Consider the following 15,023-nt stretch of genomic DNA (forward strand, 5'->3'; position numbering starts at 1 on the left):
GGGGTGACAATTCGCATTCGATGAAAATCAGCAGCTTAAATAAAAATATAGATTTCCTCCTTATCAGTAAAAAGCAGACAAATAGCGTTAAGCTACTTTGTGATTGCACGATAAACGCGCAGAAATTGCATCAATAAGGCACATTCACTTAGCGGAAATAGTGCTTGTACCAGCGAGCCACACTCGCAGGTGTCGTAAAATTACAGAATTAGCTACCTAGATCTAGTTTTGAAGTCATTTACACTACATTTGAGGCTAATTTAGAGCCAGATCACACCTTTACCCCACAAGTGTTGGTACTTTAATTACCAGAAAAGATAACAAACTTTAACATTAAGCTTATAGGTGGATTTTATGGCTGCTAAATTTTTCATCCCTTCTGTCAATGTCTTAGGTAAAGATGCGGTTACTGAAGCGATTGGTGATATCAAAACTCTGGGCTTTAAAAATGCCTTAATTGTTACAGACAAGCCGTTAGTTGAAATTGGGTTAGTAGCTCAAGTGACTGACAAGCTTGCAAGCAATGATATTGCTTCAGTTGTGTTCGACGGTGTTCAACCAAACCCAACCACTGGTAACGTTGTTGCAGGTCTTGAATTGCTTAAAGCAAACAACTGTGACTTTGTTATCTCTCTTGGCGGTGGCTCTCCTCATGACTGTGCTAAAGGTATTGCATTAGTTGCAACCAACGGCGGCAGCATTAAAGATTACGAAGGGCTAGATGTGTCTACTAAGCCACAACTGCCACTTGTTGCTATCAACACCACAGCGGGTACCGCGAGTGAAATGACTCGTTTCTGTATTATCACCGATGAAGCACGCCACATAAAAATGGCCATCGTTGACAAAAACACCACACCGCTGCTTTCTGTGAATGACCCAGAGTTAATGCTACTTAAGCCTGCAGGCCTAACAGCAGCAACCGGTATGGATGCACTGACTCACGCAATTGAAGCTTATGTTTCAATCGCTGCAAACCCAATTACAGATGCCTGTGCAATCAAAGCGATTGAGCTCATCAAGGGTAACCTAGTTGAAGCAGTAGAAAACGGTCAGAGCATCGAAGCACGTGACCAAATGGCTTATGCACAGTTCCTAGCAGGTATGGCATTTAACAATGCCAGCTTAGGATATGTACACGCGATGGCGCATCAGTTAGGTGGATTCTACGACCTACCACACGGTGTATGTAATGCTTTGCTACTACCACATGTACAAGCTTACAACGCACAAGTGGTACCAGAGCGCTTAAAAGATGTTGCTAAGGCAATGGGTGTTGAAGTGAGCGCCATGAGCGACGCCGAAGGCGCAAGCGCTGCACTAGAAGCAATTAAAGCACTTTCAGTTGCAGTGAAGATCCCAGAGAACCTCACTAAACTAGGTGTTAAAGCTGAAGATATCCCAACACTTGCAGATAATGCACTTAAAGATGCTTGTGGATTCACGAACCCTAAGCAAGCGACTCATGAAGAGATCTGCCAGATCTTTACTAACGCTTTGTAATTAGACACTGACAAAGCCTGTTTAGTAAAAGGTGAACGGATAGCAAGCGTATCATCGCTCCCTTGATGTTGCTTGCTATCTTTCATTGCTAAAGGCTACTTTAGCGCAATTAAAAGACAAGAATACCGTCAGTTTTACCGAGGTATTTGATCCGAAGCGTTTTAGAGCTTGAACAAATTGATACATTTGTGTGACAAACCTTCAAAAATATCAGTCAAAAGCCCATAAACAGGCTGTTTCTGGTAGTAATACTGGATACAAATTACTGCAATTGCGATATAATTAAAGTGTTCGCTTTTTCCCTGCAAAAGTTAAAGCAAGCTTTAAAGCCCACTCTTCGGAGTGGGTTTTTCCTTTCTGATAGCCCTCTCTTATCGCATCGAGCCCTAACATTTACCATTCAACTTATGTAGTCCCCCTCAGCAAAGTATCAGCTTATTTATCCATGATTTTAGCTATTGCTTTAATACAGTCAGTCTACTGCTGGCAGTGAATAACATCACTCTGATTGATACCGCGCCGCGTGTAAGAAGAACATGCTAACAGCAAGATAGTTAGGATAGGTTTGGACAAAAGTTTGTTTGTGCTTGAGCACTTCGACATCTAAAAGCCAAACCAATCAAACTTCGTTTGATATAAGATCGTGGCGCTTCGCCCACACCCGAGCCAAGGGGCAAAGCGCTTGCGCCCCTTAACAATCCCTCAGCGCCCCAAACGAAGTTGTCTTCCTCATACTTATTCGAAATAGCCTAACGCTTCCGATGGGACATCCTGTCCCGCGAAAGCTATGCCCACGTCCGTGTGGGCATTACGGCTATTTCTTCAACGTACTTCGGCAACTTCGATGGGGAGTGTGTGTATTAGGTGAGTCTGTAATGGCTGTTAGTCACTAGGTATCTGCCCAACGGGGAAGCTAATTATTGGACAAAAGACTGTTAGTGTTAAAGCTCAGGAAGTGATAATTGTCATTAGTGAAAGTATGGCAACTAGGTATTTGCTAACGTCGTATTAAGAGGGGGAACGCCTCCACTAAACCATTGCACGACAAACACGAAACCCAACCTTGGGCTGCAAATGCGAAGTGTTGGGGATCACTCTTATTACCCTTCGCTACAGTACTACTCAAACAGTTTATGAATAAAATCTTTTGTGTTTTCCACAGCCTTTTTCAGCACATCAAGATTGATGTCGATTTCACTGTTTGGATAGATAAACTCTTTGTTGATACCATACTTTGACTCCAAAACATCCAGGATTTCGGACTTAAGAATAGATGGTATTTTGTATACATTACGACCTGGGTGAACAGTCATTTCTGAGATATTAAACATTGAAATATCGTAAGGCAGTAAACCACCATTATAAACAAATACACCTTCTTGATGCTGAATTCGCTTATTGTACTTAACATTATCTACTTCCAGTATCGGTGTAACCAAATTTAAGCCAGTTGGGGAAATGGTAGTTTTTAGATCTATAACCCATTGCTTTAGCTCCTCCGCACTCATTTTTATATAACCCGCTCTTCCTGAAAGATAGATATCGAGTAACGTTTCGATATGCTCATTTATATTAGATTCATACACCACACAGTCTTTATCAGGATTCGCTTCACATGCAAAATACAAAGCAATTTTTGCATTAAGAGTGAAATCAATAACATTTGTAGGTAAGCCATAATGTTGAGCCAAATAGATAAGTGTATTAGTTGGCAAGTCGATAGCACCAAGCTTTTCTAACTCCTCATTAAATTTTTCAATAACTTTAAATGACTTATCTATATAGTCTTCTTGAACAATATCAGGAAAACTTTGACTTCTGGCAGGGTCAATAACCACATCATGCCACTCTAAGCCTTTTTTATTCCAAACATAGTGTCGATAGAAACTAGAAATGCAGATATAGCTACTATCAGACATTCCTCTATAGTAATACCCGGATGAAGTTTCAGGCATCAATCTGCCGATAACGTCTTCAATTGTAGATAGCTCTTTCGTATACCAAGCTCGATAGGGAAAATCAGGTAGCATAATCGTTCATCCTAAAAGTAAGAAATAACAGAGTAAACACATCGCAAATAGTTTAATCCGATGATTTATATAATAATTTCAGCATCTGCAACAGCTTGTTATATATCTGTTTGATTATGTTCTGATTAAAATCAGACTTAATAAAAACACCTAATTAACTGTTTAATAAGGTGTTTAATATCAAACCTGGACACTTGAACAACTTGTTGTTGAGGTATCTACAAGCAATAAGTTTCAAATGCTTACAGAGTTTACTGGGAAGAGCATTAACGATGAACAGCCCCATTCTTCCTGGCATCATCCAGTATTTAGGCTTTCAAAAAGTAATAGTAACCACCTAAATTATTAGAGTGCCCACCAGATGTACTCGTAAATGCCCAATCTCGTTCGTCAGTTGCGAAGAAACTCCAAATCGTCATCCCTATAAGACTGCCTAACTGATCCGGGTGATACAGATTAATAACTTCTGGCCTTTCACTAGACAGTTTCGTCAAGATTTCTTTACCAGCTTGAGATGATTGCAAAGGTTTTCCATCTTCTACCTTTTGATCAACTTCATTGATAAACAGTTTATGAAGAACGCTACTTTCAAATTCAACAAATTCGTTCCAGTAGCTATTCTTTCCAATAGCTGACTGTAATTTTCCTTCAATACTGGATAGACTCATATAATTCACCTTATTCATATTAGTGTTGCAAATTAAACAGAAATAAAAACATTAAATCCACGGTTCTTCAGTTCTTCTAATAATTCCTTATCAGAGAATAATCCAATATCAGTTGTCGTCAAAATAGACTCTGAACTTCTAGGGCTCGCAAGATCTCGATTGTATCTAGAGGTCAGCTTTATCAGAGCTTCTTCGCCTCTTTTAGATATTCCGTTGGCTCCAGCAACGTAGTTTTTCAAAGCGCTGCGACTCACGTTAGCAATATCTTTTATCTGACCAGCAGAGTATTTTTCTAAAATTCTATTAGTACCTGTCATTCCAAATTCAGACAGAACTACAACACCTTCCCCATTTTTTGAAAAAAACAAATCTACTTCTAATTCAGTATTCATAAATCTCCTTTGTAACATTCAGCAACTAACCAGCTTTCAACTCACTCCGATATCTTTTGATATCTTTTGATATCTTTTGATATCTTTTGATATCTTTTGATATCTTTTGATAGGCAAACCTTAGCTTAAAGTTGGCTTTCGCGCAACAACTATTGAAATCTTTCCGCATCTTTCGGTAGATGAGACCTGTATGTGTGATATTAGTCCTGCTTTGGGGCACTCAACTAGATTGTTCCTGCATATTTACCACAGGGATCTGGCCATTCTATTGGAGGTGGCATTACATTTTTGAGGGGAAATGCAACTGGCTTTACCTCAAGAGATATCAATCTTAAACTCATTTTTGGGCATAAGCGATTTACGACCTCGAACCCATTACTGGACATAAACGCTTTATATCATTGAGTCGAATAAGCCTGACATAGACTAGAAAAGTATCTTAGTTAATCTAAAACCCCTAATTCGTTCTGACCTCATTGTTGCACTTTCGGTGAATAACTTATTGATATACGCTATCCATATTCATAAAGCCTATTTAGATTTGGTAGCAGTAAATGACAAAAACTAGGGATAACCATTATGTGCCACAATGGCATCAGAAGGGCTTTATAGATGAGCGAGATAATCAACTCTGTCATTTGACTCGCCGAATCATCGATCTAAAGAATGGTCAAACCAAGGTTGTCAACTCTAAAAAATGGTATACATCTACTCAGCAGTTTTACAAAAAAGACCTTTATTCGACATTCTTTGGTACGAAAATTAATGATGATATTGAACAGAAACTCTTTGGCCCGATTGACGATAATGGTTCTAAAGCGATCCGTGCATTTTTAACTGATGACCAATCTCAATGGCATCACAATTTTCAAGATCTTTTTACTTACCTTGATGCTCAAAAGCTACGAACACCTAAGGGTTTGGACTGGATTCAGACAAAATACCTAGAACTAACCCAATTGCAGCTAATGACGGAAATGCAGTCTCTACGCTCTATCCATTGTACCTTTTGGGCTGAAGGAGTTAGAGAATTGGTGTCTGCTGAAAATTCTGATGTGAAGTTTATTGTATCTGACCATCCAGTAACGATTTACAACCATGCCTGTCCTCCTGACTCTGAGTTATGTCGTTACCCGAATGACCCTGATATAGCGTTAAAGGGGTCACAAACGATATTTCCACTAGATAAAAATCGTTGTCTGATTTTGACGAATCTAGAGTACGCTCAGGACCCTGAAAACTCCAATCCACTTGAGCAACGAGCTAATGCCACTCGCTTACGCCATAGCATGGTTAGCACTATTGAATTTATCAAAACACGCAAGTTGACGGTTGCTGAAGTTACACAGATTAACCACGTTATCAAAAGTAGATCTCAAGTGTCAGTTGCTGCGGGGAAAGAGGATTGGCTATACCCTGAAAATGATGTGACTTGTGAATGGGGTGACTTGCGACATGTGCTGTTACCGCCCAAAAATGAAATAAATAGTTACACTGATATGTATGCAAAATTTGAGGATGGCTCCATTCATTATCAAGATGCATATGGTCGAACTGCGCCGCAAAACCAATATTTGAATAAGTATACTGATGAAGCTAAGTTAGGCGTTAATGACCCTTGTGGTTGTGGTAGTGGTAGTGGCAAAAAATATAAAAAATGTTGCCGTACAGTTTCTTCTGCCTTACGTACTACATGGGATGTGGCCAGTATTCGTGAGCGAAATCTGGCATTTTGCAAATGCATTCGCGACAAGCTTGGCCTGGATCGCGGTAAAACATGGTTGGACGTCAGACGAGAGCTATCTGATGTACAAATATCGGAAATTTACGGCTTCTACTCAGTGCTTTGGCCTCTTGATACTGACATTTACTCGCTTCTGCCCAAGTCAGATGGGAAGTTTCGAGGATTATATACAGGCTCACTAGATGTACGGACTATCAGTAAACTTGCTCTGCCTATGGCATCGGTATTTGATGAGTTCTTGATTGAGACTCCTATTACAAATCCGAATAATGTAAAGCCAGAATTTAGTCCAGTAAAATCACCAAGTAAATATAAGTATCAAGCGTTGAAAGATTTTATGTTCATGTTGGAGCTAGAGCCATTTATTGGTCTCGGTTTAGTAAATCTCATCCCTGATCCCAGTGAGTTTGACCTCGAACTAATGAGAAATATGATGGATATGGCACGAGATCGAAGCTCGTCTGGAAAGTATCTGTGCGAGCAGGACCGTAAATTACATTTTCATATGATGATTGAAGATTTTTTGAACTCAATATCAATGATGCCTAAAGATGCGAAAATCCGAATGCTGATGCATCAATTCGAAATGGATGAAAAAGTCGCTGGTGAAACTATTGACGTATTAGAACTTAATGCTGAAGCTTCGCCATTAATGATGTTGCAAAAAGTGAATTTTGGCGAAGGGGGTCAATTTTACCAGCTTCGTATGGGACCTAACTACGAAATGACAATGCTAATTGCACAAGTCACAGGTTCTGTGGTGGTTACTGATAGCGGTTCTAGATGGCAGGAAATGATATTAGCACAACATAGAAATCAAGGCATTGTCACTTACCCATGGAGTGAAACTGTTTGCCAGCTAAATACACTGCCGATTGATTATCAACTCCTAAAAACGTTACGTAAATCTCATGGTTATTTTGCAACGGCCAGAGATCTACTTAAGAGCTCTGATCGCTTAGTCTTAAATGATAATCGTAATGAAGCCCAATTAGCTAGGCTATCCGCTCAGATATCCAATTTTGTCTGTGAGATTGGAAAGGGTGAAGAGCCATCAGTCATGAGTAACCTGAAGATCTTGAGTCCTGATGGTGGTTTCCACGATGCTATGGTTCAGCGGTTACTGGCTAAATCAAACTGCCCTAAATATGATAATAAAGTGAGGTCTGTTTATGGAGTTGGAATTCCTGATTAACCCATTCTCCACAAAAACTCACTGACGGCGTAGAAACAAAATCGCCAACGTCGTCAACTGAAAAGACGGGACAGCCATAACTTCTAGATTGTGCAAAAACCTTTCAGATTAGTTTTTTTATAGCCAAAGCTATACTAGCCCTATTTAGCTTTTGAACTACGAAACTAACTTTGGGGCAAAATTGAGTTACAAAACTAACAGAAAACACCTATCCCCCATCGGAGTTGCTGAAGTACGTTGAAGAAATAGCCGTAATGCCCACACGGACGTGGGCATAGCTTTCGCGGGACAGGATGTTCCATCGGAAGTGTTAGGCTATTTCGAATAAGTGCGAGGGAGACAACTTCGTCTGGGGCGCTGAGGGATTGTTAAGGGGCGCAAGCGCTTTGCCCCTTGGCTCGGGTGTGGGCGAAGCGCCACGACTTTAATCAGACGTAGTCTTATGCATTAGAGGTTTTGCAGGTCGCTGGCGATTAAATACACCTTCATTCGAAGGCTAACCAACTTTGGGGCAAAACCAAGTTACAGAACTAGCAGAAAACACCAACTCCCCACCGGAGTTGCCGAGGTACGATGGAGATACCTTCGCCGGGGGCACTGCGGGGTTGACTCTTATTAAATCAAGAGCGAGGCGCCACGACTTTAATCAGATGCAATCTGATACATTGGAGAACTGCCCACAGCAGACGATTAGATACACCTTTTATTCAAAGATAACCACGTTTTGAGGCAAAATGAACCAACACTCTAGCGCGGGATAAAGGAGTCTCCTCCTTTAATCACAAAAAAGCCCCGAATAATCGGGGCTTTATCTGTTCAACTAGAACTTAGTTCTGATTAAAACTTAGCTTTAATCCAAACCATACGATGGTCTGAAGATACGTCTTTACCTGTACCCCATTGTCCAATACGAGCATCGTTAAATAGCATACGACCTTCTTGGTAACTGGCTTGCCAGTATACACCTGAGTCGACAATATTTAGCGAAGCTGATGGAATAGCGTGGTCAGCATTAATACCGCCGAACGCAGTGTGGAATTCAGCAGTAATGCGGTTCGGGTATGGATGCTCAGAGCTTCTGTCAGCGGCATATTCTGCTGTGCCGAAGCTTGTTGGGTACAAATCGCCGTTAGTCACATTTTGTGTTTACGACAGGGTCAGCATGTAGTGCTGCCATGACTTCGGTAAAACCATCACCCGCGCCAACTGCAGCATCTAAGTTTTGGTCACCTACGATAACAAAATGAACACCTTCTTTTAGGGCACCAGTGTTACCAGCATCAAAATAAAAGTCTTGTGAGTTTGTGACATAGTTATGCCAAAACTCAACTTCTGCAGCGTTTTGAAGTTTGTTCTTGCCAGTATCAAACACTGGAGGTGTTGGATGAGACATAAGAATGTGGATAGTCTCAGTGCCATCTTTAGTCGGAACTAAAATCGGTACGTCGACGTGGTTTTTAGAGGATAAAGTCATTTGCTGCCACTCTTCATAGGTATACCAATTTTCGCCATCGAGTAATGGGTTTTCAGCACTGTCTAGATCTTTCCATTTGAAGTCTTGGAAAGTACGAGTATTTTTAGCATCAATTTCGTATTTAGACATTAACGCAAAAGCGTACTGTCCGTGATACTTACCAAAACCCCAAGCATCGCCAGCGTACTCGTTAGTACCAACATCTTTAGCCGTCGCGATGTAGCCATCGTTATTTAAGTCGAATCCGCTTAGCAGACCAGTGTTAGTGCCATAGCTTTCAGCGAATGGGTATTCAATAGGCTCTAGATCAGCTTCACCACCTGCTCCCTCAATACTTTGGGCGACAGATAGATAGTTTGCTTGGAAGCCTTCGAGTGCAGATAAACCTTCACCTGTGCCATCATTGTTATATTCACCCATCATTAGTACATCTGGGCGAGTCTTTTGAATGATTGCCGCTACGTTACGAATTTGAATAACTTTCTCTGCAGCTGTTTTGTCTGCTGGGTCCATCGCATCACGATCTGCAAGGTAGGCGTCTACCAGCGTCTTTTGCTCTGCTGAGGTAATAGCCATCTCTGCAACTAAGTCAGCAAAAATCGCACGATAAAAAGAAAGGTTATAAGCAGCAATTTTAACTTCAGTATGATCAACATACTTGACGTCGTCATCATTACAGCCTGTAAGCAGTGCAACACCAACAGCTAAGGCTGCGGCAGTTTTTAGTATTTTCATGTTTTGACCAATCAATTGTAACTATAATAACGAGCTCATTTAGTTGAGCTCGTTATTATTCAATACAGCAGTAGATTGCATGAAAATGTATCTAGGTTAAGGTTACGTTCAAGTGTTGCATTAACCACCACTATTAACCAAGTCGTTCCACAACTGTTGCCAAGGTGTTTATTTACGGGTTGTTGTTACTTAATTGATTAGCGCTAGCTTAAGTTATTTTGCAGTTGAATAGGACTTGATCGTGTTATGAGTTGTCTGAGAATTAGGTGACGTCTCTATACCTACTCCATTAAAGAGTTGCTCATGCAGCGGGAATTAAGATTACTTTAGACGAGTAGTGGGGTTTGAGCTAATCGTTATTCTCGGCTCTGGCATCCTGCTCCGCTCTCGATAATTGCTCCTGCATTATTCTACCTTCGACGATCCTTGGTCTCGCACCTCCTAAATCTGACTGCCAAGGAGGGCCGGAATGTCTTATTTTGTATGGAACAAAATAGACCATTTAGTGGTATCTCGAACGCCACATGCGCTGCATTAAGTGATTTGCCCATGCCTTAAATATCAGCCGCACGTTGTCAGCGTTTAAGGACTTTCATTGCTACGTTGCATTGTCCCAAAAGGGAATAACCCTTTCTTCCACAATGCGCCTTGAATTGTAAGCCCTGAACTGAGTATATCTTTAATGGAATTGGTATTACTTAAAAAGCCGGCATAAAAAGGCCCGCTCAAAGCAGGCCTTAATCTTATTTAACTTGCTAAGCTAGCGCTTAGCTCTCTACTTTAGCCTCGCCTTTAAACTTTTCGCGCAGTGTTTGCATCATCACGTAGAAAACAGGTACTAGCAGTGTTCCTACTATTGTTGCTGCTAACATGCCGCCAAATACCGAGTAACCCAACGCACGGCGACTACCCGCACCAGCACCAGTGGCGATGACCAAAGGTAATACCCCGAGTAAGAACGAGAAAGCGGTCATCAATACCGCACGGAAACGTAATCTTGCTGCCGTTTCTCCTGCATCGAGAATGCTCTTGCCCTCTTCTCTGAGCTGCTTAGCAAACTCTACAATCAAGATAGCATTCTTACAGGCGAGTCCTATCAATAGCACCAAACCAATCTGTGCGTACAGATTAAGCTCTGCGCCCACCAGCCAGATATTGAGGAACGCTCCCAGTATCGCAATCGGCACAGCTAACATCACCGCAAACGGAATGGTCCAGCTCTCGTATTGCGCCACCAAGAATAGGTAGGTAAATACCAATGCTAAAGCGAAGATTAATGGCGCTAAGTTACCCGCTTTAATCTCTTGGTAAGTTTGCCCTGTCCACTCATAGCTGTAACCTGTCGGTAAAGTCTCTGCCGCCGCTCGTTCCATGGCACGAATAGCATCACCAGAGCTAAAGCCTGGCGCAGGGAAACCGTTAATCGTGGTTGAACTAAACATGTTGTATGAGTTCATCACATCAGGCCCGAGGATCGGTGTCACTGTCACTAAGGTACTCAGTGGTACCATCTCACCGGTCGAGGATCTTACGTAGAAACGGGCAATATCCATATCGGAGTTACGGAAATCAGCTTCTGCTTGCAAGATGACTCTGAAGACCTTACCAAAGCGGTTGAAGTCATTGACATACATCGAACCAAGCATGGTCTGCATGGTAGTGAAGATCTCGTTTAGCGGTATCCCCAATGCTTTAGCTTTGTCACGGTCAACATCAACAAACATCTGCGGTACATCGGCGCGGAAATTACTAAACGACATGGCAATTTCTGGCTGCTCATTGGCTTTCATAATGAGCGCACGCATCACCGATGCTAACTCCTGTGGACTACGACCCTGCGTGTCTTGCAACACAAATTCAAAGCCACCCACACTACCGACACCAGGAATAGGCGGCAACGAGAATGCCATCGCTTTCACTGACGGATTGGCAGCGTATTTGGCCTGCAGCTTTGCCACAATAGCATGTTCTGCCATATCTGGCGTATCACGCTCAGACCAAGTCGACAGCGTCACAATCATCAAACCTCCGTTTGATGCAACTGAGCCAGTTAGGATACTAAAGCCACTGGCATGGATGACATTTTCAACGCCCGGTTCAGCTAACGTTAACTCAACTAGATCACGCATCACATCTTCTGTACGGTTTAATGACGCACCATCAGGAAGTTGAATATCTACCATAAAGGCTTTTTTATCTTCCATAGGCACAAAACCTGATGGCAAGATTTTAGCTAAGCCACCCGTTGCGACTAGCAGAGCAATAAAGACCACCAGCACTAGCATTAGCTTACGAGTCAGCACATGGACTAATTTGGTGTATTTTCCTGTAAAGACATTAAAGTGCTTGTTGAATTTGGCATGAAAACCTTGAGTATGCTCTTTAGGTGGACGCAATACCGAGGCGCACAATGCCGGACTTAAGGTTAATGCATTAACCGATGAGATAAGTACCGAGATACAGATGGTCACAGAGAACTGCGCATACATCTGCCCGGTGATCCCTGGCATCACAGCCGTTGGCGCAAACACGGCAAGCAATACCAATGTGGTCGCAATAATTGGGCCGGTAACCTCTTGCATCGCTTTAGAGGTTGCTTCTTTAGGCGATAAGCCCTCATCTTGCATTAGACGTGTGACGTTCTCGACCACCACGATAGCATCATCGACCACAATACCAATGGCTAAGATAAGTGCGAATAACGAGACGGTATTAATGCTCATGCCAGACAGTAGCAAGAAGGCAAAGGTACCAATCAAAGATACCGGAATCGCGATACCTGGGATAAGTGTAGAACGTACATCTTGCAGGAAGATAAACACTACAAAAATCACCAACGCGACAGAGATAAACAGCGTCTGCACCACTTCTTTGATAGAGGTTTCAACAAACTCTGTAGTGTCGTAGAGCACTTCATACTCTAAGTCTTTAGGGAAGTTTGCCGACAAGGCTTCCATCTGCGCACGAATACCTTTAGCCACGTCTAACGCATTGGCATCGGGTGATTGATAGATAGAGATAATCGCAGACGGTTTGTTATTGAGCTTACCTTGAGCGTCATAGGTTTGTGAGCCAAGCTCAACCCGTGCCACGTCGCCAACAATGATTTTAGAGCCATCGTCATTGGCTCGTACAACAACATTTGCAAACTCTTTCGGGTTCTTCAAACGCCCTTTTGTTTGCAAGGTATATTGAAACTGCTGATCGGGATCAACCGGTGCGGCACCAATTCGCCCTGCTGCCACTTGAATGTTTTGCTCTTGCAGCGCGCCGATGACATCGGTTGCCGTAATCGAAAAGCTGGCCATCTTATCGGGATCAAGCCAGATCCGCATGGCGTAATCTAACGCACCAATAATCTGTACTTTTGACACACCATTTTGACGTGCTAACGCATCTTTAACGTTGAGTCCGGCATAGTTGGTAATAAACAGTGAATCGAAGGTTTCATTAGGCGAAACCAGGTTGACCACCATCAATATGTTCGGGCTTTGCTTTTCAACTTTTACGCCCTGCCTTTTTACCTCTTCAGGTAGCCGCGGCATTGCTTGTTGCACCCGGTTCTGCACTTTGACCTGTGCCATGTCAGGGTCAGTGCCTACCTCAAATGTCACGTTGAGCGAGTAGCTGCCGTCATTGGCGCTCTTTGACTCCATATACAGCATGCCTTCAACGCCGTTCACTTCCGCTTCTAAAGGCTGGGCAATAGTGTCTTTTACAATATCGGCACTCGCACCAGAGTAGCTGGTCGATACGCTGACTTGTGGTGGTGCTATTTCTGGAAACTCTGCCACTGACAAGATAGGGATAGAGATAAGCCCAACCAAGGTCAGTACGGTAGAGATCACAAAGGCAAATTTAGGCCTATTGATGAAGAATTGACTAATCATAGCAATCCCCTACTTAGTTTGGTTAGCTTCTTGAAAAGGAACAATCTCTTGCTCCACAGCATTCACTTCAATACCGGGTCGGATCTTTTGCAGGCCGTCGACCACTATACGATCGCCGCCTTCAAGACCACTCAGAACTCGCCATTCAATACCGAAACGCTCGCCCAGTTCAACAATACGTTTTTCAACTAGGTTTTTATCATTCAACACCATCACAAAGCGACCTTGTTGGTCCTCTTGCACCGAGGCTTGTGGGATCAATAACGCTTGCTCTTTGACTGGCGACTCAATGATGAGTGTCACAAACATGCCCGGTAGCATAAAGTTATCGGCATTTTCGAAGGTTGCTCGAAGTGGCAAAGTACCGGTTGAAGGGTCAACTTTGTTACTAATAAAGTCGATATAACCAGTCTCCTTATGCATTGTGGCATTTGGCAGACGTAAATTAATCACGATATCTTGGATTTTAATATCTCGCGATAGCGCTTTAGAGAAGTTTTGCTGTGCAGTAATTAACGACCTTTCAGCCACTTGGAAGTTAACCCACATAGGCTGTAACTGTACTAAATTGGCCATATCTGATTGTGGACTGATGATGTCACCAGTACTGACCTTCGAGTTACTAATTCGTCCTGAGATTGGCGCATAAACCTTGGTATAGCTAAGTTGTAGCTCTGCGGCACTCACCGAGGCTTCAGCTTGAACAACCCCAGCAGCGGTAGTTAGTTTACGTGAAGTCAACTCATCCATGTCTTGGGCGCTAATCATGCCATCAGGTAATAGACGGCGACCACGTTCCCAGTTCATCACGGCCACATCTCGAGAAGCAATCGCTTGCTTTAACACCGCTTTTTGCTGAGCGAGTTCTGCCACGTAAGTAGCGGGGTCGATTTCAAACAGTAAATCCCCTTGCTTTACATCATCACCTTCAACGAATGTACGTTTAAGTAACTGCCCCTGAATTTGTGATTTAATCATCACATCTTCCGACGCCCGTGTTCGGCCAACAATCTCACTTTTTGATTGGATCTCTTGCTGATGAGCAGTGCTCACTATCACACTCGGTAACATGGGAGCTTGCGGTGCTGGAGCTTCACCGCAACCAGTAGCAATCACACTAATACACACCATGGCGAGCAGTTTTAATTTAGAAACTGTTGAACAGGCCATTAAAGCCTCCTGAGGGGATTAATAAGAGATTATTTTTATCTTGAAATTATAAGCACATACTCATCATTATATAAACCTTTTTACATGTTTGTTTCATTATCTTTACAGCCAATCACGACTGGGTTTTATTATTGACTCCTGCTAGGGCCAGAGCCTGTTACAAATCCGTTGAGTTAAATTAACTGATGCTTTATTAGCCAAAGTAGCCCTATGTCGAAGTTG

At 42.5% G+C, this 15,023-nt stretch carries 9 protein-coding genes; 2 read left to right on the top strand and 7 right to left on the bottom strand.

Annotated features, from left to right (window positions below):
• Positions 1 to 354: 354 nt before the first annotated feature.
• Positions 355 to 1,503, top strand: coding sequence for an L-threonine dehydrogenase (gene yiaY, locus K5R16_RS01945; protein ID WP_220735875.1), 1,149 nt, complete (start codon positions 355 to 357; stop codon positions 1,501 to 1,503).
• A gap of 1,118 nt (positions 1,504 to 2,621) precedes the next feature.
• On the opposite strand, the gene K5R16_RS01950 is transcribed toward yiaY, so the two are convergent.
• The 3 genes from K5R16_RS01950 to K5R16_RS01960 all read right to left on the bottom strand — a co-directional run bounded on the left by K5R16_RS01950 (position 2,622) and on the right by K5R16_RS01960 (position 4,593).
• Entirely contained in the window at positions 2,622 to 3,533 is a 912-nt protein-coding gene (locus K5R16_RS01950; RefSeq protein WP_220735876.1) for an FRG domain-containing protein, read from the bottom strand.
• Between the two features lie 308 nt (positions 3,534 to 3,841).
• Complete coding sequence (locus K5R16_RS01955) at positions 3,842 to 4,201, bottom strand: hypothetical protein (protein WP_220735877.1); 360 nt, start codon at positions 4,199 to 4,201, stop codon at positions 3,842 to 3,844.
• Positions 4,202 to 4,233: 32 nt separating this feature from the next.
• Complete coding sequence (locus tag K5R16_RS01960) at positions 4,234 to 4,593, bottom strand: hypothetical protein (RefSeq protein ID WP_220735878.1); 360 nt, start codon at positions 4,591 to 4,593, stop codon at positions 4,234 to 4,236.
• Positions 4,594 to 5,147: 554 nt separating this feature from the next.
• Here K5R16_RS01960 and K5R16_RS01965 point away from each other — a divergent pair.
• The gene (locus K5R16_RS01965) at positions 5,148 to 7,532 is read left to right on the top strand and encodes a DUF4238 domain-containing protein (RefSeq protein WP_220735879.1); all 2,385 of its coding nucleotides are present in this window, start codon (positions 5,148 to 5,150) and stop codon (positions 7,530 to 7,532) included.
• An 837-nt stretch (positions 7,533 to 8,369) separates the two neighbouring features.
• Here the strand turns inward: K5R16_RS01965 and K5R16_RS22605 are convergent.
• The 4 genes from K5R16_RS22605 to K5R16_RS01980 all read right to left on the bottom strand — a co-directional run bounded on the left by K5R16_RS22605 (position 8,370) and on the right by K5R16_RS01980 (position 14,801).
• Entirely contained in the window at positions 8,370 to 8,669 is a 300-nt protein-coding gene (locus tag K5R16_RS22605) for a hypothetical protein (protein ID WP_308440781.1), read from the bottom strand.
• Entirely contained in the window at positions 8,662 to 9,741 is a 1,080-nt protein-coding gene (locus tag K5R16_RS01970) for an endonuclease/exonuclease/phosphatase family protein (protein WP_308440782.1), read from the bottom strand. The genes K5R16_RS22605 and K5R16_RS01970 overlap by 8 nt, the downstream gene beginning before the upstream one ends.
• Before the next feature lie 767 nt (positions 9,742 to 10,508).
• Positions 10,509 to 13,631: an efflux RND transporter permease subunit gene (locus tag K5R16_RS01975; RefSeq protein WP_220735880.1), complete on the bottom strand. Its 3,123-nt coding sequence runs from the start codon at positions 13,629 to 13,631 to the stop codon at positions 10,509 to 10,511.
• 9 nt (positions 13,632 to 13,640) lie between these two features.
• Positions 13,641 to 14,801: an efflux RND transporter periplasmic adaptor subunit gene (locus K5R16_RS01980; protein ID WP_220735881.1), complete on the bottom strand. Its 1,161-nt coding sequence runs from the start codon at positions 14,799 to 14,801 to the stop codon at positions 13,641 to 13,643.
• Positions 14,802 to 15,023: the final 222 nt, after the last annotated feature.

The organism is Shewanella sp. c952 (assembly GCF_019654975.1).
GTDB lineage: Bacteria > Pseudomonadota > Gammaproteobacteria > Enterobacterales > Shewanellaceae > Shewanella.

Coding starts and splice junctions, on each gene's coding strand:
- yiaY (WP_220735875.1), top strand. CDS start 355: ATGGCTGCTAAATTTTTCATCCCTTCTGTCAATGTCTTAGGTAAAGAT.
- K5R16_RS01955 (WP_220735877.1), bottom strand. CDS start 4,201: ATGAGTCTATCCAGTATTGAAGGAAAATTACAGTCAGCTATTGGAAAG.
- K5R16_RS01975 (WP_220735880.1), bottom strand. CDS start 13,631: ATGATTAGTCAATTCTTCATCAATAGGCCTAAATTTGCCTTTGTGATC.
- K5R16_RS01965 (WP_220735879.1), top strand. CDS start 5,148: ATGACAAAAACTAGGGATAACCATTATGTGCCACAATGGCATCAGAAG.
- K5R16_RS01980 (WP_220735881.1), bottom strand. CDS start 14,801: ATGGCCTGTTCAACAGTTTCTAAATTAAAACTGCTCGCCATGGTGTGT.
- K5R16_RS01970 (WP_308440782.1), bottom strand. CDS start 9,741: ATGAAAATACTAAAAACTGCCGCAGCCTTAGCTGTTGGTGTTGCACTG.
- K5R16_RS01950 (WP_220735876.1), bottom strand. CDS start 3,533: ATGCTACCTGATTTTCCCTATCGAGCTTGGTATACGAAAGAGCTATCT.
- K5R16_RS01960 (WP_220735878.1), bottom strand. CDS start 4,593: ATGAATACTGAATTAGAAGTAGATTTGTTTTTTTCAAAAAATGGGGAA.